24 protein-coding genes and 1 pseudogene are annotated in these 20,084 nt (G+C 36.9%); 14 read left to right on the plus strand and 11 right to left on the minus strand.

Annotated features, from left to right (window positions below):
- Nucleotides 1–14: 14 nt before the first annotated feature.
- Both AA0X95_RS15845 and AA0X95_RS15850 read left to right on the plus strand, forming a co-directional pair.
- Nucleotides 15–1,205, plus strand: coding sequence for a hypothetical protein (locus tag AA0X95_RS15845; RefSeq protein WP_413299439.1), 1,191 nt, complete (start codon nucleotides 15–17; stop codon nucleotides 1,203–1,205).
- A gap of 191 nt (nucleotides 1,206–1,396) precedes the next feature.
- Nucleotides 1,397–2,065 (plus strand): DUF2642 domain-containing protein, encoded by a 669-nt coding sequence (locus AA0X95_RS15850; RefSeq protein ID WP_413299441.1) that lies wholly within the window; start codon nucleotides 1,397–1,399, stop codon nucleotides 2,063–2,065.
- Nucleotides 2,066–2,143: 78 nt separating this feature from the next.
- Here the strand turns inward: AA0X95_RS15850 and AA0X95_RS15855 are convergent, their stop codons facing one another.
- The 3 genes from AA0X95_RS15855 to AA0X95_RS15865 form a co-directional block, all read right to left on the minus strand.
- Complete coding sequence (locus AA0X95_RS15855) at nucleotides 2,144–2,791, minus strand: phosphatase PAP2 family protein (RefSeq protein WP_413299443.1); 648 nt, start codon at nucleotides 2,789–2,791, stop codon at nucleotides 2,144–2,146.
- A gap of 144 nt (nucleotides 2,792–2,935) precedes the next feature.
- Nucleotides 2,936–4,012, minus strand: coding sequence for an NAD(P)H-dependent flavin oxidoreductase (locus AA0X95_RS15860; protein ID WP_413299445.1), 1,077 nt, complete (start codon nucleotides 4,010–4,012; stop codon nucleotides 2,936–2,938).
- Between the two features lie 119 nt (nucleotides 4,013–4,131).
- Nucleotides 4,132–4,503, minus strand: coding sequence for a DUF2500 domain-containing protein (locus AA0X95_RS15865; protein ID WP_413299448.1), 372 nt, complete (start codon nucleotides 4,501–4,503; stop codon nucleotides 4,132–4,134).
- 128 nt (nucleotides 4,504–4,631) lie between these two features.
- Here AA0X95_RS15865 and AA0X95_RS15870 point away from each other — a divergent pair, with 128 nt between their 5' ends.
- The 11 genes and pseudogenes from AA0X95_RS15870 to AA0X95_RS15920 all read left to right on the plus strand — a co-directional run bounded on the left by AA0X95_RS15870 (nucleotide 4,632) and on the right by AA0X95_RS15920 (nucleotide 13,605).
- Entirely contained in the window at nucleotides 4,632–5,024 is a 393-nt protein-coding gene (locus tag AA0X95_RS15870) for a thiol-disulfide oxidoreductase DCC family protein (RefSeq protein WP_413299450.1), read from the plus strand.
- Nucleotides 5,025–5,169: 145 nt separating this feature from the next.
- A pseudogene (locus AA0X95_RS15875) lies at nucleotides 5,170–6,352 on the plus strand (M14 family metallopeptidase).
- Between the two features lie 464 nt (nucleotides 6,353–6,816).
- Entirely contained in the window at nucleotides 6,817–8,241 is a 1,425-nt protein-coding gene (gene treP / locus AA0X95_RS15880; protein WP_413299452.1) for a PTS system trehalose-specific EIIBC component, read from the plus strand.
- Between the two features lie 82 nt (nucleotides 8,242–8,323).
- Nucleotides 8,324–9,991, plus strand: coding sequence for an alpha,alpha-phosphotrehalase (treC, locus tag AA0X95_RS15885; RefSeq protein WP_413299454.1), 1,668 nt, complete (start codon nucleotides 8,324–8,326; stop codon nucleotides 9,989–9,991).
- A 14-nt stretch (nucleotides 9,992–10,005) separates the two neighbouring features.
- Nucleotides 10,006–10,719: a trehalose operon repressor gene (gene treR / locus AA0X95_RS15890; RefSeq protein ID WP_413299456.1), complete on the plus strand. Its 714-nt coding sequence runs from the start codon at nucleotides 10,006–10,008 to the stop codon at nucleotides 10,717–10,719.
- A gap of 118 nt (nucleotides 10,720–10,837) precedes the next feature.
- On the plus strand, nucleotides 10,838–11,515 hold the full coding sequence (locus AA0X95_RS15895; RefSeq protein ID WP_413299458.1) for an SOS response-associated peptidase: 678 nt from the start codon (nucleotides 10,838–10,840) through the stop codon (nucleotides 11,513–11,515).
- A gap of 227 nt (nucleotides 11,516–11,742) precedes the next feature.
- On the plus strand, nucleotides 11,743–11,973 hold the full coding sequence (locus tag AA0X95_RS15900) for a hypothetical protein (RefSeq protein ID WP_413299460.1): 231 nt from the start codon (nucleotides 11,743–11,745) through the stop codon (nucleotides 11,971–11,973).
- Nucleotides 11,974–12,042: 69 nt separating this feature from the next.
- Nucleotides 12,043–12,261: a hypothetical protein gene (locus AA0X95_RS15905; RefSeq protein WP_413310064.1), complete on the plus strand. Its 219-nt coding sequence runs from the start codon at nucleotides 12,043–12,045 to the stop codon at nucleotides 12,259–12,261.
- 29 nt (nucleotides 12,262–12,290) lie between these two features.
- Nucleotides 12,291–12,524 (plus strand): hypothetical protein, encoded by a 234-nt coding sequence (locus AA0X95_RS15910; RefSeq protein WP_308079282.1) that lies wholly within the window; start codon nucleotides 12,291–12,293, stop codon nucleotides 12,522–12,524.
- 199 nt (nucleotides 12,525–12,723) lie between these two features.
- Nucleotides 12,724–12,894: a Spo0E family sporulation regulatory protein-aspartic acid phosphatase gene (locus AA0X95_RS15915; protein ID WP_413299462.1), complete on the plus strand. Its 171-nt coding sequence runs from the start codon at nucleotides 12,724–12,726 to the stop codon at nucleotides 12,892–12,894.
- An 87-nt stretch (nucleotides 12,895–12,981) separates the two neighbouring features.
- Nucleotides 12,982–13,605 (plus strand): RraA family protein, encoded by a 624-nt coding sequence (locus AA0X95_RS15920; protein WP_413310066.1) that lies wholly within the window; start codon nucleotides 12,982–12,984, stop codon nucleotides 13,603–13,605.
- A gap of 143 nt (nucleotides 13,606–13,748) precedes the next feature.
- On the opposite strand, the gene AA0X95_RS15925 is transcribed toward AA0X95_RS15920, so the two are convergent.
- The 4 genes from AA0X95_RS15925 to AA0X95_RS15940 form a co-directional block, all read right to left on the minus strand.
- Nucleotides 13,749–14,354: a hypothetical protein gene (locus AA0X95_RS15925; RefSeq protein WP_413299464.1), complete on the minus strand. Its 606-nt coding sequence runs from the start codon at nucleotides 14,352–14,354 to the stop codon at nucleotides 13,749–13,751.
- A gap of 83 nt (nucleotides 14,355–14,437) precedes the next feature.
- Nucleotides 14,438–14,683, minus strand: a complete 246-nt coding sequence (locus AA0X95_RS15930) for a hypothetical protein (protein ID WP_413299466.1) — start codon at nucleotides 14,681–14,683, stop codon at nucleotides 14,438–14,440.
- Between the two features lie 161 nt (nucleotides 14,684–14,844).
- Nucleotides 14,845–15,318 (minus strand): hypothetical protein, encoded by a 474-nt coding sequence (locus tag AA0X95_RS15935; protein WP_413299468.1) that lies wholly within the window; start codon nucleotides 15,316–15,318, stop codon nucleotides 14,845–14,847.
- A 44-nt stretch (nucleotides 15,319–15,362) separates the two neighbouring features.
- Entirely contained in the window at nucleotides 15,363–15,800 is a 438-nt protein-coding gene (locus AA0X95_RS15940) for a GNAT family N-acetyltransferase (RefSeq protein ID WP_413299470.1), read from the minus strand.
- A gap of 195 nt (nucleotides 15,801–15,995) precedes the next feature.
- Here AA0X95_RS15940 and yyaC point away from each other — a divergent pair, with 195 nt between their 5' ends.
- Nucleotides 15,996–16,598 (plus strand): spore protease YyaC, encoded by a 603-nt coding sequence (gene yyaC / locus AA0X95_RS15945; protein ID WP_413299472.1) that lies wholly within the window; start codon nucleotides 15,996–15,998, stop codon nucleotides 16,596–16,598.
- A gap of 219 nt (nucleotides 16,599–16,817) precedes the next feature.
- Here yyaC and AA0X95_RS15950 read toward each other — a convergent pair whose 3' ends face one another.
- The 4 genes from AA0X95_RS15950 to tnpA form a co-directional block, all read right to left on the minus strand.
- Entirely contained in the window at nucleotides 16,818–17,249 is a 432-nt protein-coding gene (locus AA0X95_RS15950; protein WP_413299474.1) for a hypothetical protein, read from the minus strand.
- Between the two features lie 104 nt (nucleotides 17,250–17,353).
- Nucleotides 17,354–17,659, minus strand: coding sequence for a hypothetical protein (locus tag AA0X95_RS15955; protein ID WP_413299476.1), 306 nt, complete (start codon nucleotides 17,657–17,659; stop codon nucleotides 17,354–17,356).
- A 439-nt stretch (nucleotides 17,660–18,098) separates the two neighbouring features.
- Complete coding sequence (locus AA0X95_RS15960) at nucleotides 18,099–19,583, minus strand: RNA-guided endonuclease TnpB family protein (protein WP_413299478.1); 1,485 nt, start codon at nucleotides 19,581–19,583, stop codon at nucleotides 18,099–18,101.
- Nucleotides 19,584–19,599: 16 nt separating this feature from the next.
- Entirely contained in the window at nucleotides 19,600–19,959 is a 360-nt protein-coding gene (gene tnpA, locus AA0X95_RS15965; protein WP_413299480.1) for an IS200/IS605 family transposase, read from the minus strand.
- Nucleotides 19,960–20,084: the final 125 nt, after the last annotated feature.

Consider the following 20,084-nt stretch of genomic DNA (forward strand, 5'->3'; position numbering starts at 1 on the left):
AGGAGGATTCTTTCATGGGGTTAGATAAGTTTTCAGCTGCATTGGATTTACTAAAAGGATTTCATGTAAATCTTTTTGTAGGTGAGAATGTATATAAAGGAAAATTAATCGGTGTAGAAACAGACCATGTTGTACTAGAAACCGACAATAAATATATATTTTATTATAATATCGAAAAAATTCAAGCTATCACAAAAAACACAAAGCAGTTCCAGCCAGATATATCTGCATTAAGCTTTAAAAGGACTCAAAGTTTAAAAGATCTCCTTCATTCCTTTCAAAATACCTGGGTAACCATTTTAGCATTCAACAAACAAAAATTCACAGGAGTCTTAAGTGACATTGATGAAGACTTCATAACTGTGATAAATGGAGAAGAACGGATTCTAATCAAAGTCGAACATGTATCTAACATTTTAAAAGGTGTTCTTAAGGAAGAAGAGTCTAAACAGAACGATGCAAAAGAGAACAAAAATAGCAGTAATAAATCCAACAAAAGTGACGACGATAAAAAAGATGAATCTGAAGAAGATAAAGATTGTCATTCCTGCCAGGACACAGAGGAAAAATCAAAACAAAAAACAAAATCATCATCGAACAAAAGTTCTGAAAAGAAAGCTAAAGCAGCTGAAAAGAAACACGTAGAAGTAGATACAGAAGAAAAGATGGTTTGGTCACAACCAATAAAAGGTGAAACAGTTGTAAATCAAATCAAAGAAGTATCTCACAAGAATAAAAAACCTCATTCTGAAGAAACAACACCAAAAGTGGTTACAGAAACAAAGAAACCACAAATGGAAATGGCTCATACCGACAAAAAGATGGATGAATCTAAGTCAATTAAATCCAATTTTGACGAGCCTTCCAAAGATATGAAAACAGAAAAAGAAGTTGCCCCTCTCTTTAAATTGGAACCTAAACCTGTACCGCTTTTACCAATGGCAAAGAAGGAAGTAAAACCAATAAAATCACAGGAAACTACACCACATACACCAAAAGCAAGTATGCCACAGAATGCTTCCAACAAGAAAGTAGAGAATACTACACATGAACTGAATACGAACGATACAAAGAGTGTGTGGAAACAAAAGGATAAAGAAACTCAAGCTTTCCGCTTTACTGGTGAACCCGTTAAACGTGATGAGATAAAAGCATTCCCGTTTGCAGGATGGCCAAATAGAAGCAAAAAAACTTTTAGATTTTAATTACAGACAATCACATGTAATGGAAATAGCATACTTTGATCGTTCGATCGAAATTATCTTTTTGTGCATCCTCAAGTCCTATTACAAATATGAGCTGGGCAGGTCCTCATAGATGAATTTAAAAAAATCCCTTTGCTGCTTCAGCCCTTCTCTATTTGTAAATGGAACATCATAGGAAAGGAAGTGAGTAAATGAGCTTAAAAGATAAGATCGGAAAATATATCAAACTAGAGATTTCTGGTAAGAAAATAATCAGTGGCTTATTAGTCGATATTGGTAGTGATTTATGGGTTGTTTTTAATGGGAATGACTATCTATATATTCCAATTGTCCATATACAAAATTGGCAATTCTTAAAACATGATGAAATAGCTGAAATTAGTTTCAATGATGAGCCTACCCCCATTTACAACCATAATGAAGAGATATCCTTGAGAAAAACACTAACAGCTGCAAAGGGAATATTTACAGAAATCTATGTAACAAGTAAACAAGCTTTACATGGGTATATTATTAGTATCATGAATAATTACTTTGTATTTTATTCCCCTATTTATAAAACGATGTTTATCTCCCTCCACCATCTGAAATGGTTAATTCCTTATACCAGTAACCAACGGCCATATGGTCTAAGTAATTCAAGTCTTCCAGTAAATCCAAGTGGCCATACATTTGCACGATCATTCGAAGTCCAAATAGAGAAATGTGTTGGCGAATTAATTGTCTTCAATATTGGGGAAAATGAGAATGTAATTGGAAAAGTGCAAGGGATTAAAAATAATTTCGTAGAATTAATCAGTGCAAAAGAAGACCCTGTTTTTGTCAATCTGCAGCATATTAAAACCGTTCATATGACTTGAATCCTCGTCATGTGATTGATTTATAAACAAGCTTAATAAAACAAAAAGAGTGTCAATGCACACTCTTTTTATACGGAACTATTTGTTTTTTAAAGAAACTGGCTCAGACTTTTCGCCAAAACGAAAGATTAACAGTTCAAATGTGATTCCATAAAGGAAGGTAACAAGAAACATCGAACCCATCATATCAAGAATGACATGCTGTTTAACAAATAGAGTGGAGATAATAATTAATGAACCTAAAACATGGATACATAGATTGGTAATTAGATGCTTATTTTTTATGTGAAGTGAAGCAAGCATAACCGCAAACGTTGTAAGTACATGTATGCTCGGAAAACAATTATATGGACGATCGTTTTCATATATCCACTGTACAAGCAATTGAAGAAAGTTATCTCCTTGAATGGTTGGCCTTGGAACAGTGGTTTGAAAAAAGAAATAAATTACAAAGCAGATCAGCTCGGCTATCACAATTAAAAGCAATGTTCTTAAATATACCTTCGTGTCCTTATACCAAAAGTAGACTAAAAACATAAATATATACATATACCAAAAAATATAGGGAATAATAAAAATCGATAAAAATGGGATCACTTGATCTACAGATGTAGAAATATCAAAAGCTTTATGCGAACGGTTATTTAAAAAGCTATAAACAATGGCTAGAACTGGAAATACTAATAAAAATAATAGGTAGGGAGTTTTTTGTATACTTTTTTTCATGCGAGTCCCTCCCCTTTAATAAATTGCTCACTTAATCATGAGATTACTAAATAAATATTTTGTCGAACTAATTTCATAATATCATAAAAACAGTTTGAATACATAAATTTTCCAACTGAATACTCAGTACCAAATCATCATTTGTTAGTAATTTCTTTTAAAATACCTATCCATTTCCAGTTTTAACCTTTCCATAAGTTCCTGAACAGTAATCCTCTTTGCTAAACGAGGACTTTGCCCTGACCAGAGTGACATACAATCATTATTTCCTATGGACCAAGAGGCCTTTCGTATTGCCTTTGTTAATTCATTTTGTATAGGGTAGTCTGGCAGTTCTTCTTCATATAGATTCAACTTCTCTATAAAACTGTTATTTATTCCTCTAGCCATTTTCCCTGAAAATGCTTTTGTAAGTACAGCTTGTTCTTCTGTTGCCATTAATATAGCTTCCTTATGAAGAGGATGTGCGCCGCTTTCTTCACATACTAGAAAGGCAGTCCCCATTTGGACACCTGATGCTCCGAGTATATTCGCCGCACAGATCCCCCTCCCATCCATTATGCCTCCTGCTGCGATTAATGGAATACAAATAGAATCTGAGGTTTGAGGAATAAGCGACATCAGTCCGATTAGGCCTCTTTTATCTTCATGCATGAATGTTCCACGATGTCCGCCTGCTTCCGCACCTTGGACTACGACGGCATTCATGCCGGCCTTTTCATTGAGTATTGCCTCTTGCACCGTTGTTGCTGTGCCAATCAATATGACTGAATTTTTCTTGAGTTTTTTTATTACTTCCTGTGTTGGCAAGCCAAAAGTAAAAGAACAAATGGGTATTTTTTCTTCCATGATTATATTTATGTGTTCCTGAAAGGTCTTGCAGTCTTGTTCAAATGTAGGTAGTGAGAGTTGATCGGTAATATCGTATTGATCCTTTATAGGCTGTAATAGAGCCATGGCTCTTTCCAGTTTATCAACATTAGTTGAATAGGTTGAAGGAACAAATAAATTTACCCCAAAAGGCTTATCGGTTAATTTTCGTATAGCCTTAATTTGTATCTGTAACTGCTCCGGACTCATATACCCAGCCCCTACCATCCCAAGACCACCAGCATTCGATACAGCAGAAACTAGTTCAGAAGAGGTTGGACCGCCAGCCATTGGTGCTTGAATGATTGGATAGTTAACCTTTAATAATTCACTTAATTTATTTTTCCACATATTTGTATACCCCATTTCGGACCGTGTATCCTTCCTTCGCTTCCCTAAATTCAATCTAATACATATAAAGACGAAAAATCTTGGTTTCAGGTTTCGTGTTTTTGCAATATGTGTGAACTTTACAGTCCATCTTGTCTTCGAGTAAAACCATGATAGCGTGTGCCTTGGAAGACGAGTTCTCCTCGATCGCCTTCAGCTAACTGACCGTATTCTCGACCATTTACACCAAACTCCATCCGATCGCCACTCTCAACCTGGAACGTTACATAGTACCAAGTACTAGAATGATGATCATTACCGCCATGTCGTACTTGTGTTCGCTTAGAAACCACAACTGCTTCAACGTTTAACCGCGGTTGGCTATTATTAGAACTCCATTCCCTTATACCCCTTATAATGGAAAATAGTATGATTCCAGCGACAATAATAAAAAATATTGGGAAAATAGTCTGCATAATTGAAAACATATCAAACCCTGTGTAAATATCCATCTCCTAGCCCCCTTTTTGTAGTTAAATAGTAATACGTAAAACACGAGGATTCGTTTCGAATATTTTAATAAGTTCTATTGTTGCTTATATGGTAAGCTAAAAAAAATGAAAAATAGTTGGTGAAACCAATGGAACGAATAATATTATTTGACGGTGTCTGTAATCTTTGCAATAAAAGCGTACAATTTATTATCAAAAGGGATCCGTCCGGAACGTTTAAATTTGCCTCCCTTCAAAGCAAAACAGGTCAAAACCTTTTAATAACGCATGGATTATCAACCGATATAAATAGCTTTGTTTTAATTGATAATAAAAGAATATATGTAAAATCCACTGCCGCTTTACGAGTTAGTTCCCATTTACGTGGTCTTTGGAAAATGCTATCCATATTCCTGTTAGTCCCTTCTTTTTTTCGTGACCGACTTTACGAATGGATCGCCAATAATCGATATAAATGGTTTGGAAAAAAAGATCACTGCCTGCTGCCATTACCTGAGTGGAAAAGCAGATTCCTTGAATAAGCAAACGACAATGTTGTTTACCTAATTTGATTCTAACATGTAATGGGTATGTAACCATTTGGTGCCTGACACCATAAAAACCTAATAAATTATCCTCAGAAGCATACATTTTACTAATTTGTCTAATCTCATCTGGAGGTGCTTCATGGATATTGTTGTTAGGCAAGGGGATTCTCTATGGCACTATAGTCAGTTATTTAAAATAGATTTGCAATTAATTAATGATTCCAATCGGAACGTGCAACCAAATGCTCTTTCCATTGGGCAAAAGATTCGGATTCCAGGTTTTGTCGCTCAGGAATATCAAATACGCCAAGGGGATACTTTATGGAAAATAGCTCAAAATCGTAATCTTGCACTAGAAACCCTGCAACTGGTTAATCCAAACATACATCCTACTAACATAAAAGTGGGCCAAACAATTAAAGTTCCTTTAAGGATAACCTGGAGATTAGTGAACGGCGGACAAAAATACGACTATCAAACCTTGATCACTGATATTAACCGATTACAAAGTGTTTATCCATTTTTACAGACACCTTCAATAGGAAAAACCGTGCTAGGAAAAAGTATTCCTGAGATGGTGATTGGTACTGGTGGGAAGAAGGTTCACTACAATGGATCTTTCCATGCAAATGAATGGATTATTACCCCCATCATTATGACTTTTATTAATGATTACTTATTATCACTGACAAATCACACTGCCATTCGTGGACTTTCAACTAGCAGATTGTACCAGCAAAGTACTTTATCAATTGTACCAATGGTAAATCCAGATGGTGTCGATCTTGTTTTACATGGGCCACCTTCCATCGCGCCATGGAATACAAAAGTCATTGACTACAATAAAGGCAGTACAGATTTTTCAGGATGGAAGGCCAATATTAGAGGTGTTGACCTTAACGATCAATTCCCTGCCAGATGGGAGCTTGAAAAAGCAAGGAACCCTGATCAACCTGGGCCTAGGGATTACGGTGGCGAAAAGCCTCTCACTGAACTAGAAGCCATCGCAATGGCAGATCTGACTAAAAGTTACACTAGTGCTTGCGTTCCATACTCAAGGTGAAGTAATGTACTGGGGATTTGAAAATCTTGAACCCCCTGAGTCAGAAACATTGGTAACTGAATTTAGTATAGTCAGTGGATATGAACCTGTAAAGACGATAGAAAGCTATGCAGGTTATAAAGACTGGTTTATCCAAGATTGGAGAAGGCCAGGATTTACAATAGAGATTGGGAAAGGAATTAACCCTCTCCCCCTTTCCCATTTTGATGAAATATATCTAAAAACACTTGGAATTTTCTTGGCAGGACTCTATATGTGAAAGTTAAAGAGGTTGGAAAATTCCAACCTCTTTTTTTTTGTAAAAAAAGAACCCTTGAACAATTAGTTCAAAGGTTCAAACGAGAACTTAGTGGTCTAGGCTAAGTTCTCAACAATTAGGAGGTCTAAACTCAGAAGAATTTAAACATCTATAGTTTACCATTTTTGCAAAATTCATTCAATGGTTTAATGCTGTAAAGACAAAAAGTGATACAAAAGACATATTAAGATATGACCATTTATTTCTTAGAAACGATAGCGTAGGCCTAAGGATATTGAATAGAAAAAATTTCTACATTTCATTGTTGACATACATGTATATACAAGTTAGAATGTAAACGTACTCACAACTTGTATATACAAGAGGGAAATCTCAAATGTAAACGCGCTCAATACTACTTGTATATATATCAGATAGCAAATAGATAATAATGGGGCCAATCCCATTTACAGGGGGAAAGAAAAATGTCTAAGTACACAGAACCTTCAAAAGATTTATTGAAGCACATTGGAGGAAAAGAAAACATTGCTGCCGTTACCCATTGTGTAACACGCATGCGATTTGTATTAAATGATCCATCAAAAGCTGATGTTGAAAAAATCGAAGGCATCCAGCTTGTAAAAGGTACATTTACCCAAGCTGGTCAGTTCCAAGTCATTATTGGAAATGATGTTTCTAGTTTCTACAACGATTTTGTCAAAATTGCTGGTGTAGAAGGCACATCAAAAGAGGAAGCAAAAGTAGCTGCCAAACAAAATATGAACTGGCTACAGCGTATGATGGGACACTTAGCTGAAATTTTCACCCCATTAATTCCCGCACTGGTAGTTGGTGGTTTAATCCTTGGCTTCCGAAATGTAATCGGTGACATTAAATTACTCGAAGATGGAACAAAGACCATTGTTGAAGTTTCTCAATTTTGGGCCGGAGTCCACTCATTCCTATGGTTAATCGGAGAAGCAATATTCCACTTCTTACCAGTTGGTATTACATGGTCAGTGGCAAAGAAAATGGGCGCTTCGCAAATTTTAGGTATCGTTTTGGGTATTACCCTTGTATCTCCTCAGTTATTAAATGCATACGGCGTTGCAAGTGCAAAGGAAATACCAACATGGGATTTTGGTTTTGCTCATATTAAGATGATTGGTTATCAAGCACAAGTAATTCCCGCGATTTTAGCTGGAATTGTACTAGGATTCTTGGAAACAAGATTACGTAAAATCGTACCAAACTCAATCTCTATGATTGTTGTTCCGTTTTTCGCATTAGTTCCTACAGTATTAATTGCACACACCATTTTGGGTCCGATCGGCTGGTCAATCGGTTCTGGTATCTCTCATGTGGTTTACTCAAGTTTAACTTCTGCGTTTGGCTGGTTATTTGCAGCAATCTTTGGATTTGCTTACGCTCCACTCGTTATTACAGGATTACACCATATGACAAATGCAATTGACCTTCAATTGATGAGTGAGCTTGGTGGTACAAACCTATGGCCTATGATTGCTTTATCTAATATTGCTCAAGGGTCAGCAGTTCTTGCAATGATTTTTATCAATCGTAAAAATGAAGAAGAAAAGCAGGTTTCAATACCAGCTGCGATTTCCTGTTACTTAGGCGTAACAGAGCCAGCGATGTTCGGTATTAACTTAAAATATGGCTTTCCATTCTTAGCAGCGATGATCGGTTCCATGATTGCTGGTGTTGTATCAGTAGCAACTGGTGTCATGGCTAACTCAATTGGTGTAGGTGGTCTTCCTGGAATTTTATCCATACAGCCAAAATATATGGCAATGTTTGCAGTATGTATGTTGATTGCAATTGTGGTTCCATTCATTTTAACAAACATCTTTGCAAAAACAGGTGTTAAGAAATTAAATCTAAAAAAATAAAATAATACTCCATTTAGGAGGGAGACCATCTCCCTCCTTTTCCACATTAGAGAATTTCAAAAATAATAGGCAGGTGGTTAGTTTGTCAACAGCTTGGTGGAAAAAAGCAGTCGTTTATCAAATTTATCCAAAGAGTTTTAATGATACAACCGGAAGTGGTACTGGAGATATCCAAGGAATCATTGAAAAATTGGATTATTTAAAAGAACTTGGGGTGGATGTTCTTTGGCTAACACCTATATACAAATCCCCACAACGTGATAACGGTTATGATATTAGTGATTATTATTCCATTCATGAAGAATACGGAACAATGGCTGATTTTGAACAGCTCCTGGAACAAGCTCATAAACGTAATATTAAAATCATTATGGATATCGTAATCAACCATACCTCCACTGAGCATGAGTGGTTTAAACAAGCTAAGTCCTCTAAGGATAACCCGTACCGTGACTTCTATATTTGGAAGGATGGTAAAAACGGTGAACCGCCAACAAACTGGGAATCAAAATTTGGTGGATCTGCATGGAAGTACGATCAAGCAACTGAACAGTACTACCTTCATTTGTTCGATGTTACACAAGCGGACCTCAATTGGGAAAACAAAAAGGTACGCGAGGCGCTATATGAGATGATGCACTTTTGGTTAAAAAAAGGTGTCGATGGATTCCGCTTGGATGTGATTAATTTAATTTCTAAAGACCAACACTTCCCACAAGATGACAGTGATGGTCGGAAATTTTATACAGATGGACCGAGAATTCATGAATTTTTGCATGAAATGAACGAACAAGTATTTTCAAAATACAATATCATGACAGTTGGTGAAATGTCTTCTACATCAATTGATAATTGTATTCGTTATACGAATCCTGATCAGAAAGAATTAAATATGACGTTTAGTTTCCATCATCTGAAGGTTGATTATCCAAATGGAGATAAGTGGACAAAAGCAGATTTTGATTTTCAATCATTAAAGCAAATTCTATCTAGATGGCAGATTGAGATGAATCAAGGTGGCGGTTGGAATGCCCTTTTCTGGTGTAATCATGACCAGCCACGTGTGGTTTCACGCTTCGGCAATGACAAAACCTATCATAAAGAATCTGCTAAAATGCTGGCAACATCTCTGCATTTGATGCAAGGAACCCCTTATATTTATCAAGGGGAGGAATTTGGGATGACGAATCCCAACTTTACTAAGATTGACGACTATCGTGATGTCGAGTCCTTAAATATTTATAACATTAAGAAGCAAGAAGGTTTAACAGAACAAGAAATTCTTGAAATCCTTAAACAAAAATCTCGGGACAATTCTAGAACTCCTGTACAATGGAATGCTGGTAAAAACGCGGGCTTTACTACTGGAACACCATGGATTGGTACCGCAAGAAACTACAAAGAAATTAACGCTGAACAAGCTGTTAGCGATTCAGACTCTATTTTCTTCCACTACCAAAAGCTAATCAAATTAAGAAAACAATATGATGTGATTACAAAAGGTGATTTCGAGCTCATTTTGGATAATGATGGAGAGATATTCGCTTATATCCGGTCAAGTGGCACTGAAAAATTAGTTGTGATAAATAATTTTTATGGAAAAGAAAAGACATTCCACCTCCCTTCTCATTTAAATCTTGATGAATTTACAAGTGAGATGTTACTCTCTAATTACAAGGATTCTGCGAAATTCGGACGGGAAATTCAATTAAGACCATATGAATCACTTGTGTACCACCTGAAAAAATGAACGGAGATGTCAATATGACAAACAAATACCTAACCATCTATAACCATATTGTGGAGCAAATTAAGAGTGGTGAAATCCCGCCGCAGACCCTTCTTCCCTCAGAAAACGAATTAAAGGACCAATTTGATACATCAAGGGAAACCATTCGCAAAGCGTTAAACCTGCTCTCGCAAAACGGATATATCCAAAAAGTTAGAGGTAAAGGTTCGATTGTCATAGACATTAGCAAGTTTGATTTCCCTGTCTCAGGATTGGTAAGCTTTAAAGAACTTGCCAATAAAATGGGCAGTAAACCGAAAACGATTGTCAATGAGCTTTCGTTAGTAAAGCCAGATGGATTTATTAGACAGCAACTTCTGTTAGGTAGTAAAGACCAGGTTTGGAAGGTCGTACGTACAAGGGAAATGAATGGGGAAAAGATTATTTTAGATAAGGATTTCATAAGTAAAAAGTTCGTCGCTCATTTAACGGAAGAGATTTGTACCGACTCGATTTATCAGTATATCGAGGATGAACTAAAGCTAACAATAAGCTTTGCTAAAAAGGAAATTGTCGTAGTAGAGCCTACTATCGAAGACCGGTCCCTTTTAGACTTAGATGGTTTTCATAATGTGGTTGTTATCAAAAACTATGTTTATTTAGATGATGCTACCCTTTTCCAATATACAGAATCAAGACATAGACCTGATAAATTTCGTTTTGTGGATTTTGCACGTAGAACACATTGAAAAAAGTAATTTAGGAGCCTTCAAATGAGGCTCCTTTTTCTTCGAACATTGGACTAATTTCACCTTTTATGATTTGTTTTGCTACAATAAACCTAAATAAACGTTGAGGTGACTTAGAATGTGTGGGCGATTTACACTTACTGCAACCTTGGAAGAAATTATGGATCGTTATGAAATTCAATCTTTTCTCGATGAAGAACATTATTCCCCCAGTTATAATATTGCACCTTCTCAGGGAGTACTTGCAGTGATTAATGACGGAAAGTTAAACAGAATGGGATTTTTAAAATGGGGCTTGATACCTCCATGGGCAAAGGATGCAACTATCGGCCATAAAATGATTAACGCCCGCGCGGAGACTTTAAATGAAAAGCCCAGTTTCAGAAATGCATTTAAGAAAAAGCGCTGTTTAGTCATTGCTGATAGCTTTTATGAATGGAAAAAGAATGAAGATAAAACAAAAACACCGATGAGAATCAAACTAAAGTCAAATGAATTATTTGCAATGGCAGGAATATGGGAAGGCTGGAAGTCTCCTGAGGGTCAAACGATCCATACTTGTTCAGTCATAACTACAAAACCAAATGAACTAATGAAGGATATTCATGATCGAATGCCCGTTATATTAAAACCGGAGGATGAGAAAATCTGGTTGGACACATCTATTACGGACCCACATTTTTTAAATCAATTCCTTGTTCCACTGGACGAGAGTTTAATGGAGTCATATCAAGTTTCATCGTTAGTCAATTCGCCCAAAAATAATAAGATTGAGCTTATTCAAGAAATTTGTTAGCGCCCTTTTTTAAAAAAATTTTTTTCTAATGGACATGTTCACTACATGCACGTACAAGCATGAACATATGCTGTACTAACCCATAAAAGTTTTCCTTCATTTGAAAGTGGTTTACCCCCACTTTCTTTTTTTATGGATTTTTATCACGTTCTGATACTCCCTCCCAGCGAATATATTTTAAAACAATATGACATCTTCTTTTCTAAATAGAACCATAGGAGGTAAGGATGTTTTTTATCCCAACCAAAATCAACATTGGTGATTTGAAGATAAACAGCGCTGATCACACAAGCCCTATTTCATTAGGGTCAAACTTCCTCATAGGTAATAATGTTGCTGGTAAAAAAAATCAAGGTTTTGGTCAGCAAAGTGCAGACCTCTCAATAACAGCCATACCCATCCACATGATATTCGATGATGATGGTAGTGACTCACCATCAGTAAAAATCGACAAATAACTTGTGCACCTTCGACCATGGATTTAACAGAATTTATGCATAGGAGTGATTTCATTGAACATTGCACCAATGGCGATTACATTCTTAGGCTTTAAGGTCAATACAGTAGATAATGGTTCATTTGTTAACTTAGGGCCTTACCAGCTTATCGATCAGTTTCAAACTTATAAACGAAACCAGGGAGTTGGAGAACAAAATGGAGATCTCTCTCCTGTTAATATTCCAATTTCTTGGGTAGTAGACCCTGATGTTACAGATAGTAATTCGGTTAAGAACAGCATTATATAAAGGGGACAGCACTCAAAGGGGTGAACATAATGATTTTTGCACCGATGATAGTGAATGTTGGAGGGTTGAAAGTGAACGTATTGGACCATGGCTCCCTGCTTAACACGGGCCCCACACAGTTCATAGATCATTTCATCTCCTACAAACGAAATCAAGGGTATGGTGAACAAAATGGAGATTTTGTCCCAATGATCATCCCTATTTCATATATCCAAGACTCAGACTTAAACGATAGTAATGCTGCTAAAAATAGTATTATTTAAAAAAGTGACTTCACCAGCCTTTATGTATAAATAATACTATTTTCATATGAAAAATGTACTAGAATGTTCACTAATTGTGAGATGTTTCACTGCTATACCACATTTATTTATCTTATAATTGAACTAAAGTTATTTTCCATATTAATTGTTAAAAATGTAAAAACATGTACTAAACTACTTAAATTTGGATGTGGGTATTATGCTAGTGAAGGAACTGACATATAGTGAATTAAAAGCTGCCATCGAGGTTCTTCGAAAAGAAATGATTCAATGTGGGCTATCTAACGGTCTTACAAATGAAAGAACTGTTCAAATCAGCCAAATATTAGATATCCATATCGCCCAATACCATTCCTTGAAAAATCAATAATGATCAGGAGGACTCGATAAAAAAGTCCTCCTTTTTCTTTTTTGAGCTATAATTTATTATAGATGAATTGGAGAGAGGAGAATGAAAATGGATCAGATTGCAACTAAATTTCGCAATATTCCCACTACATGTATTTCCGATGCGATGGATGGTTTAAATAACCTGCATCCTTCCATCAAACCACTAAAGGAAGAATATAAGCTTGTAGGGAGAGCCTTTACAGTCAAAATTCCTGTCGGTGATAATCTTGCAGTCTTAAAAGCCATAAACGAAGCAAATCAAGGTGATGTTTTAGTTATTGATGCAAAAGGCGACCAATATCGAGCAATCGCCGGAGACTTTGTTGTTGGAATGGCTCAAACACTTGGTATTAGTGGATTTGTTGTTGACGGGGTCATTCGTGACATTGTCGGAATAAAAGAATTGAATATTCCTGTCTTTTGTAAGGGAACGACTGTTGCTGCAAGTGGCAAAGCAGGAGTTGGTGAAGTGAACGTTCCCATTTCCTGCGGAGGTTCTGCTATCCGCCCGGGGGACTTAATTGTTGGGGATGCAGACGGTGTGGTAGTCATTCCACAAACCATTGAGCAAGAGGTATTAGTGAAATCCCTAGAGAAATGGAGAAAAGACCAACAAAGAGAAGAACAAATTTCCGGAAATCCTGAAGCAATTCGGAAACATTTATCTGAACTTCTAGGTATTTCGAAATAAAGAGAGGCTGACTCATAAGGGGTCTGACACCACTAAAAAAACAATATCTAGACTAGATTCCACTAGGTTTTTAACTAGATATTGAATTGTGGGGGTCTAACACCTTTGCTTTTGAGTCAGCCTCTTTTATAATATTCTTCTGCTCACGAACCAAGATTAATTTGCACTCCATTTGGGTCAATAAGTTCATTTTTATTAACATTAGATACCTTTACTTCTTTCAACATCACACGTTCTTCTATTATATTTTCTATTTCAAGTACTTTTCTTCCAAAAAGCATTTCCAAGTCCTCCCCCAATCCCTCAATGTGAGTGGAGATGACCATTTTATCAATTTCTGCTTTCTTTCCATCTCCATCTACTGCATCCAAATGTGTTTGTAGTTCAATCAAAAATTGATACGGTGTAGTTATGAATGTTCTTCTTTCTTCAAGTTCCACTTTCCAGTTTAATAAATTGGCATTTTCACATATTTTACTTTTGTCTTCATCTGTAACAAAGAACCCGATATGATCAAATATCACACGTTTTCCAAAACCAAAGCTGATATTTACATTCCCTTTCTTCATTTCAATGATACGAAATATGATTCCTTGATCCCTAAATTGATCCCAGGATAATGGAGGATTAAAGGTTTGAAAAACTCCTTTATATTTCCCTAACCGTTGATTTACCCGAAACCCCTGAGCTTGATAAAAGGTCTCCATTTCCTCTAGATGTGGTGTCCAAAAATGGTAATGAAAAAGCACAAACCTCTCCCCTTGCTGCAAAATTATTTTCTAAATATGTATTATTTTAACATATTAGAAAATAATGAGGCTCTTTTAGTAGATTACCTGTTTACTAAAGGACCTTCCTTCTTGCCTTTTGTATCCCACCACTCACGAACCTCAAATATACCAGTTACCTCATTTTTTACTTTTTCAAATACCTCTACATTTTCGTTAGTAGAATATGAAAAAATATAATGGGTTGGTGTCTCGCTTAATACCCGAAAAGAACTAATTTCCCCATCCTTCATTTCAACCATATAGACTTTCCCACACTGAACCTCATCCGTTGACGCTAAATTTTTCATTATAACATCACCTCTTATATACTATATTTTCAATTTAACAGATTTATGGATACTAAAAGTGTAGGAAATTTGAATAATTAACGAATATGAACAGGGATAAAATCATATGGTTACTCAAAAAGGAAAGGAAGCAGTCATTTTTCTGCTTCCTCTAGTTTTTTTCATGAACTCTTTTTTATTAGACTATAACCGGTGGAAATCATCACACTAAGAACCATCCCCAAGATGAAAGTGATCCAATTAAAATATAACGTATTAGTATATTGATTATACCAGCCAAAACGGTAGATTCTCGAATCTGGGCTCTCTGGCCCTCCCCCAAGTAAGATAACCAAATTCTGAATATACCTAACTTCCAAGAAGATGAGTACAAAAAATATTACTGCAATACATCCAAGAAGTGTAAGCCGTTTTTTCACACTTATTCCGTTAATTGCTTTGTAAATCCACCTGCTTAGATAATAAAGAAATAGTAGGTAGAGCGGAACGGTTGGCACTGTAAACAGAATGGCAAAATTCCCATTGCCGGAATATTGTGAGGGATTCATCGTGCTGCCTGCGATTAATGCAAATCCAATGAGGCTTAAAACCATAAAAATAAAACAAATAATCATAAGTTTCTTTCTCTGGTTCATTTTTCGCCTCCCCTCACACTTTACTATTCTATTTTATGCAGACCTTAAACCGTATAATAATAAAAATAATTCGTTTCTTGTACAAAACCTATTTTTTCATAGAGCCTTTGGGCGTTAACATTTTCCTTGCCTGTTTCAAGGAAAACTCCTTTTGCCCCCGATTCTTTTGCAAAATGAAGTGCCGTTTTGATCAGATTTTCCCCAACACCTTGACCGCGTGCTTCCTTCTTGACATATAAATCATTTAGGACCCATGAACGTTTCATACTCACTGAAGAAAACGATGGATAAAGCTGAACGAATCCAAGTGCGACATTTCCTTCTAGAGCGAGGAAAATCACAGATTCCTCATTAACGATTCTTTTGTTCAAAAACTCTTTCGCTGCATTAATGTCTGATGTTTGTTCGTAAAACACTCTATACAAATCAAATAGTTCGGCTACGACTTCAAGTTCATTTATAGTGGCTTTTTGAATATACATTTCTATTTCCCCCTATTTTCACTAGAATAATTTTATATTAATTGTAATTAACAGAAATTTCTAGTCTACTATATAGGAATTATCATTTTTATTTCAGTGAGCTTAAGAAGGATTTATTTATATGGATGAAGAATATTGTACCATCCATATGTACAGAACTGGCTAATTCAAGATTAATGGTGAGGTGAACCAAGCATGAACTATCCACAAACTTATAATGAAAAACATCCTTTACTAGAAAGTGCCATTCCGTATAATCACAGCCTAGCTCCATTATTTATTCGCGATACCATCTATTCTCTCATTCCTGAAGGCACACAACATGTACTTGTGGCATGTATAGGGTCTAACAGAATTAGTGGTGATAGTCTTGGTCCCTTTGTTGGTACATTACTTAATAATTCATATTCAAATCACTTATCTGTAATTGGTAATCTTCAAAATCCTTTAGATGCAGCAACACTTATACCTGAGCTTTCGCGTTTTGTTATTCCGCAAAATAGCTTTGTCATCGCCGTTGATAGTGTAATAGGATCAGTTGATTTTGTTCATACAATTATAGTGCGTGAAGGTTTGTTACAACCTGGTGCGGGGTTAGATAAGACTCTCCCACCTATGGGGGATTGCAGCATAATGGGAGTTACAATTGATAGAGAGAGTGCTATAGAAGATTCATTGATTTACACAAATTTACATATTGTTTATAAGATGGCAACAAATATTGCAAAAGGGATTTCATTAGCGGTTAGATTATATTTTCAATATCCTTCAAGTCATCCCGTTTTACCGCTAGGCTAAATGGGTGTTGCATTCATTAATCGCTTTTCTATGTAATTTATAAGAAAAAGCCTTGACTGAACAAGACTTTTTCTTCGTTGTTTGAGGGCATACCTAATTCTATATTTATTAACAATTTATGATTAGCATTTATATTTTATTAATAACCTGAAAAAACATCATTCATTGATGAATTGTGGGTCGTCACAAGCCTCCATATCAATCATTAATTGGAGAATTTCAAAAGCCGCTAAATCCTCCATGTGCGAAGTGGCCTCCCCAGCCGCCATGCCATGGATGACCGTGGTGGCCTCCCCAACCGCCATGCCATGGGTAACCGTGGTGGCCTCCCCAACCGCCATGCCAACCATGGCCAGGAAATCCTCCCATGCCCATGCCGCCCATGCCTGGAAATCCTCCCATGCCCATGCCGCCCATGCCTGGAAATCCTCCCATACTCATGCCACCCATGCCTGGAAATCCTCCCACTGCTCCTGTTCCACCCATACCTGGGAATCCACCCATTGTTCCTGCTCCACCCATACCTGGGAATCCACCCATTGTTCCTGTTCCACCCATGCCTGGGAATCCACCCATTGTTCCTGCTCCACCCATGCCTGGGAATCCACCCATTGTCCTCGTTTCACCTGTAAATTGCGTAATATTATTCATAAGAGCAACTCTCCTTTGTGTAGGTTACAGTCTAGACTATGTTGAATTTTCAAAAAGGCATGGGCGGGTACCCCTCTTTTCTTAAACAAGGTCAACCCTAAAACCTATCTAATGGAGTACTCACGCATCCACGCTGAAATTGAATCTTGTATGCTACCTCTAAAGGCCCTTTCTCCTGCAGCATAAGACAATGAAGGCATCAGCATATCACCTGAAAAATCAATCAGATCCTCAACGCTAGGAGGATACGGGCTTTTTCTAATGTGGCTTCGAACTTTTCCAAATACTTTTTCACAGTCCAAATAAGGACCTAACTTAAACCAAAAAAGGACGATTTCATCCTTTGTCACAAAGTTTGTGTAGACTGACTCAATCAGTACTAATAACTTTAAAATTTCTGCCTTTGTCAATATTTAAGCTCCTATCATTCCGACATATTTGTTAGTTTTAACTTAATTGACTTACATAAAAACAAGGTCAACCGGAATATTTCATCCGATTGACCTTTTCTCTTGATTTATTCAATTATTTACTATGAAATTCGACCTACTTAACCAATCTTTAATTAAACCTTTAACAATTTCACGTTTTTCGATATCTGACAACTCCCACATCTAAAGCAGTGGGGTTCTAGGGTATAGGGGAAAATGTTACCTCGTACACTTCTCAACGGTACCCTTATCTTTCCTTACGGAAAGAGTTTCTACCGAAACACTGGTGTACATTCTCCTAGAACATTAACGGACGTATTGCGTATAGCAAGACACTTCTCCAAGCAGGCCTTAGACCCCTCGTGTGCTTATCATTCCGACTTCTCTTGGGCGTTGTCACGACCAATCAGATTTGTGTTTATGCTACAAACCAACGCAAGGTTTTACTAGATAATTGTTTTAACCGTGCAATTTCACGATTATGCAGTTCAACAAAGATGTCCCATTGTGCGTTGCATAATTCCACGTTAACCGTATTGAGCGTTTCCGTTGTGTTTCCTATTAAAAAAGCACTATATAAATCACGTTGAATCCGAAATTTCCCCACGTCGTTCCAACGTTCTGAAAGTTGCTTCTTCGTATACTCACCAGTCAAATGATTGAACTGACCAGCCTTTGTAGCATAGGTATCAATTTTCTTGATTGACCGTCCTAGATACCTTAGTTTTCGGTCAATAATCGTTAGTAGCATGGCAGGAGCATGATTCGCGATGGATTTACCAAACCGTTTCTTAGAGTTAATCTTGCCGTTCTTCTTATTTCGAGTCGTTTTCTTCACTCGTTTTTGTAGCGAGTGAAATCGCATGGTTTCCACTCGTACATCCGAACCAAGTGCTAAGATTTCGTTCGCTAACATCTCATGGGTCTGTTTTCGGTGAACAGTTATTTTACGAAACAGCTCTTTTCGCTCTCGGTGAAGTTGGAGATATCGCTTGGAATACGTCCTCGTCTTTCTCCCTTTTTTAGTATTGCTGTTCTCGTTATAGTTTTGAGGGTTAGTGGACCGTTGTGATCGGTCCATTGCTCGCTGAATACAACGGAGTTTCTTCTCGTCAGCATGGCATTCTGGGGCTAGTTCTCGAAGTTGTACGGTTTTTTCACTACTAATGGCGATTGTAGAGGAACCAATGTCGATCCCTACGCGTTTGGTTTCATCATCGGCCGCCTTACGATTTCGTTTTGTTGGAGGATAGCCTTCTTGAATAAGTTGGACAAAAAAGCGAACCTTGCCACGCACTTCACGCTTCAAGATCCGCACGTACTTTGTCTTATCCATTAAGGCTAGGTGTGCATATTCATCCTTTGCTTTTGGTACAACAGGGATACAAAGCCAGTTCTTAGGCTTAGGCTGTTTCTTTGTTGGTTTTTCTCCCCAAAGAATGTTGCCATCTGCATACCGCAAGCCAGTAGCATTTGATTTGTTTTCAACAGAAATATCATCATCATACGCTTTGAAGTGCACTTTTTTTGCTTTTCCAAAATGGAGTTTCTCGACTGCTTGAAAAGCCCTTGTAGCAAGTTTTTGTGCTTCAAAGCTACCGATATTTTCCTTGAATTTGTGCTGAACATTTCTCACGAAATCGTGCAAACCATATTCAGAAAAGCCGTAGGCTAAACGTATCTCTGAAAGCTGTAGGTCACGTCCTTTAGACTTAGGGTCCCGAAGCAAAGCACGATGCTCTTTATCAGCTTTGACACGTTTATGACGTTTGAGAGCTTCACCCAGACAAGAATTGTAGACGTACCGAGCAATCTTGAATTTCTTTTCCAAACGGTGTTGTTGCCAAACTGGAATAATTAATGGGAGTTCGAGTGTATAAGTCGGTGTAGTCTTTCTTGCCAAAGGTATCAGCTCCTTTTTAGTTACGCTTTTTCTGATTTTCAACGTATCGTTTTATCGTTTCATTCGATACATTTCCAGCAGTCGAAACAAAATAAGAACGTGTCCACAAACTCGGCAAGTGTTGTAGATGCGGAAATTCTTCACGCAATTGTTTAGAGGTCACTCCTTTTATTCTTGCCATCATGTTTGCAGGGCTTACTGTTGGCAGTGCGTTTAGAAACATATGGGCATGATCCTTGTCGCATTCTATTGCAACAACTCTAATTTTGAGAGATTCATTAAAATCAAGGAAAATCTTCCTTCTGTATCGAGGACAAAATACAAAATGATAGTTGATTAAGGATACGGTAGTACTAGTTCTTCTATATTCTTCCATATTTATATTTTATTAGTTTACTATTATTACTGCAACTTTGAATCAAAAAAGGACGTGATACTTTCAAATGCTTGAAGCACCACAAACCTTTCGGTTTATGTGGTACTTCGCATTTGACCTCACTA

The organism is Neobacillus phoenicis, assembly GCF_047302305.1.
GTDB lineage: Bacteria > Bacillota > Bacilli > Bacillales > Cytobacillaceae > Neobacillus.

Bases quoted from the DNA above. Each gene is read 5' to 3' on its own strand.
- AA0X95_RS15845 (WP_413299439.1), top strand. From the start codon at position 15: ATGGGGTTAGATAAGTTTTCAGCTGCATTGGATTTACTAAAAGGATTT.
- AA0X95_RS15855 (WP_413299443.1), bottom strand. From the start codon at position 2,791: ATGAAAAAAAGTATACAAAAAACTCCCTACCTATTATTTTTATTAGTA.
- AA0X95_RS15910 (WP_308079282.1), top strand. From the start codon at position 12,291: ATGATTTTTGCACCGATGATAGTGAATGTTGGAGGGTTGAAAGTGAAC.
- AA0X95_RS15950 (WP_413299474.1), bottom strand. From the start codon at position 17,249: ATGAATAATATTACGCAATTTACAGGTGAAACGAGGACAATGGGTGGA.
- AA0X95_RS15870 (WP_413299450.1), top strand. From the start codon at position 4,632: ATGGAACGAATAATATTATTTGACGGTGTCTGTAATCTTTGCAATAAA.
- AA0X95_RS15915 (WP_413299462.1), top strand. From the start codon at position 12,724: ATGCTAGTGAAGGAACTGACATATAGTGAATTAAAAGCTGCCATCGAG.
- AA0X95_RS15865 (WP_413299448.1), bottom strand. From the start codon at position 4,503: ATGGATATTTACACAGGGTTTGATATGTTTTCAATTATGCAGACTATT.
- AA0X95_RS15920 (WP_413310066.1), top strand. From the start codon at position 12,982: ATGGATCAGATTGCAACTAAATTTCGCAATATTCCCACTACATGTATT.
- AA0X95_RS15940 (WP_413299470.1), bottom strand. From the start codon at position 15,800: ATGTATATTCAAAAAGCCACTATAAATGAACTTGAAGTCGTAGCCGAA.
- AA0X95_RS15930 (WP_413299466.1), bottom strand. From the start codon at position 14,683: ATGAAAAATTTAGCGTCAACGGATGAGGTTCAGTGTGGGAAAGTCTAT.
- AA0X95_RS15935 (WP_413299468.1), bottom strand. From the start codon at position 15,318: ATGAACCAGAGAAAGAAACTTATGATTATTTGTTTTATTTTTATGGTT.
- AA0X95_RS15905 (WP_413310064.1), top strand. From the start codon at position 12,043: ATGGCGATTACATTCTTAGGCTTTAAGGTCAATACAGTAGATAATGGT.
- AA0X95_RS15860 (WP_413299445.1), bottom strand. From the start codon at position 4,012: ATGTGGAAAAATAAATTAAGTGAATTATTAAAGGTTAACTATCCAATC.
- AA0X95_RS15850 (WP_413299441.1), top strand. From the start codon at position 1,397: ATGAGCTTAAAAGATAAGATCGGAAAATATATCAAACTAGAGATTTCT.
- treR (WP_413299456.1), top strand. From the start codon at position 10,006: ATGACAAACAAATACCTAACCATCTATAACCATATTGTGGAGCAAATT.
- AA0X95_RS15900 (WP_413299460.1), top strand. From the start codon at position 11,743: ATGTTTTTTATCCCAACCAAAATCAACATTGGTGATTTGAAGATAAAC.
- tnpA (WP_413299480.1), bottom strand. From the start codon at position 19,959: ATGGAAGAATATAGAAGAACTAGTACTACCGTATCCTTAATCAACTAT.
- treP (WP_413299452.1), top strand. From the start codon at position 6,817: ATGTCTAAGTACACAGAACCTTCAAAAGATTTATTGAAGCACATTGGA.
- AA0X95_RS15895 (WP_413299458.1), top strand. From the start codon at position 10,838: ATGTGTGGGCGATTTACACTTACTGCAACCTTGGAAGAAATTATGGAT.
- yyaC (WP_413299472.1), top strand. From the start codon at position 15,996: ATGAACTATCCACAAACTTATAATGAAAAACATCCTTTACTAGAAAGT.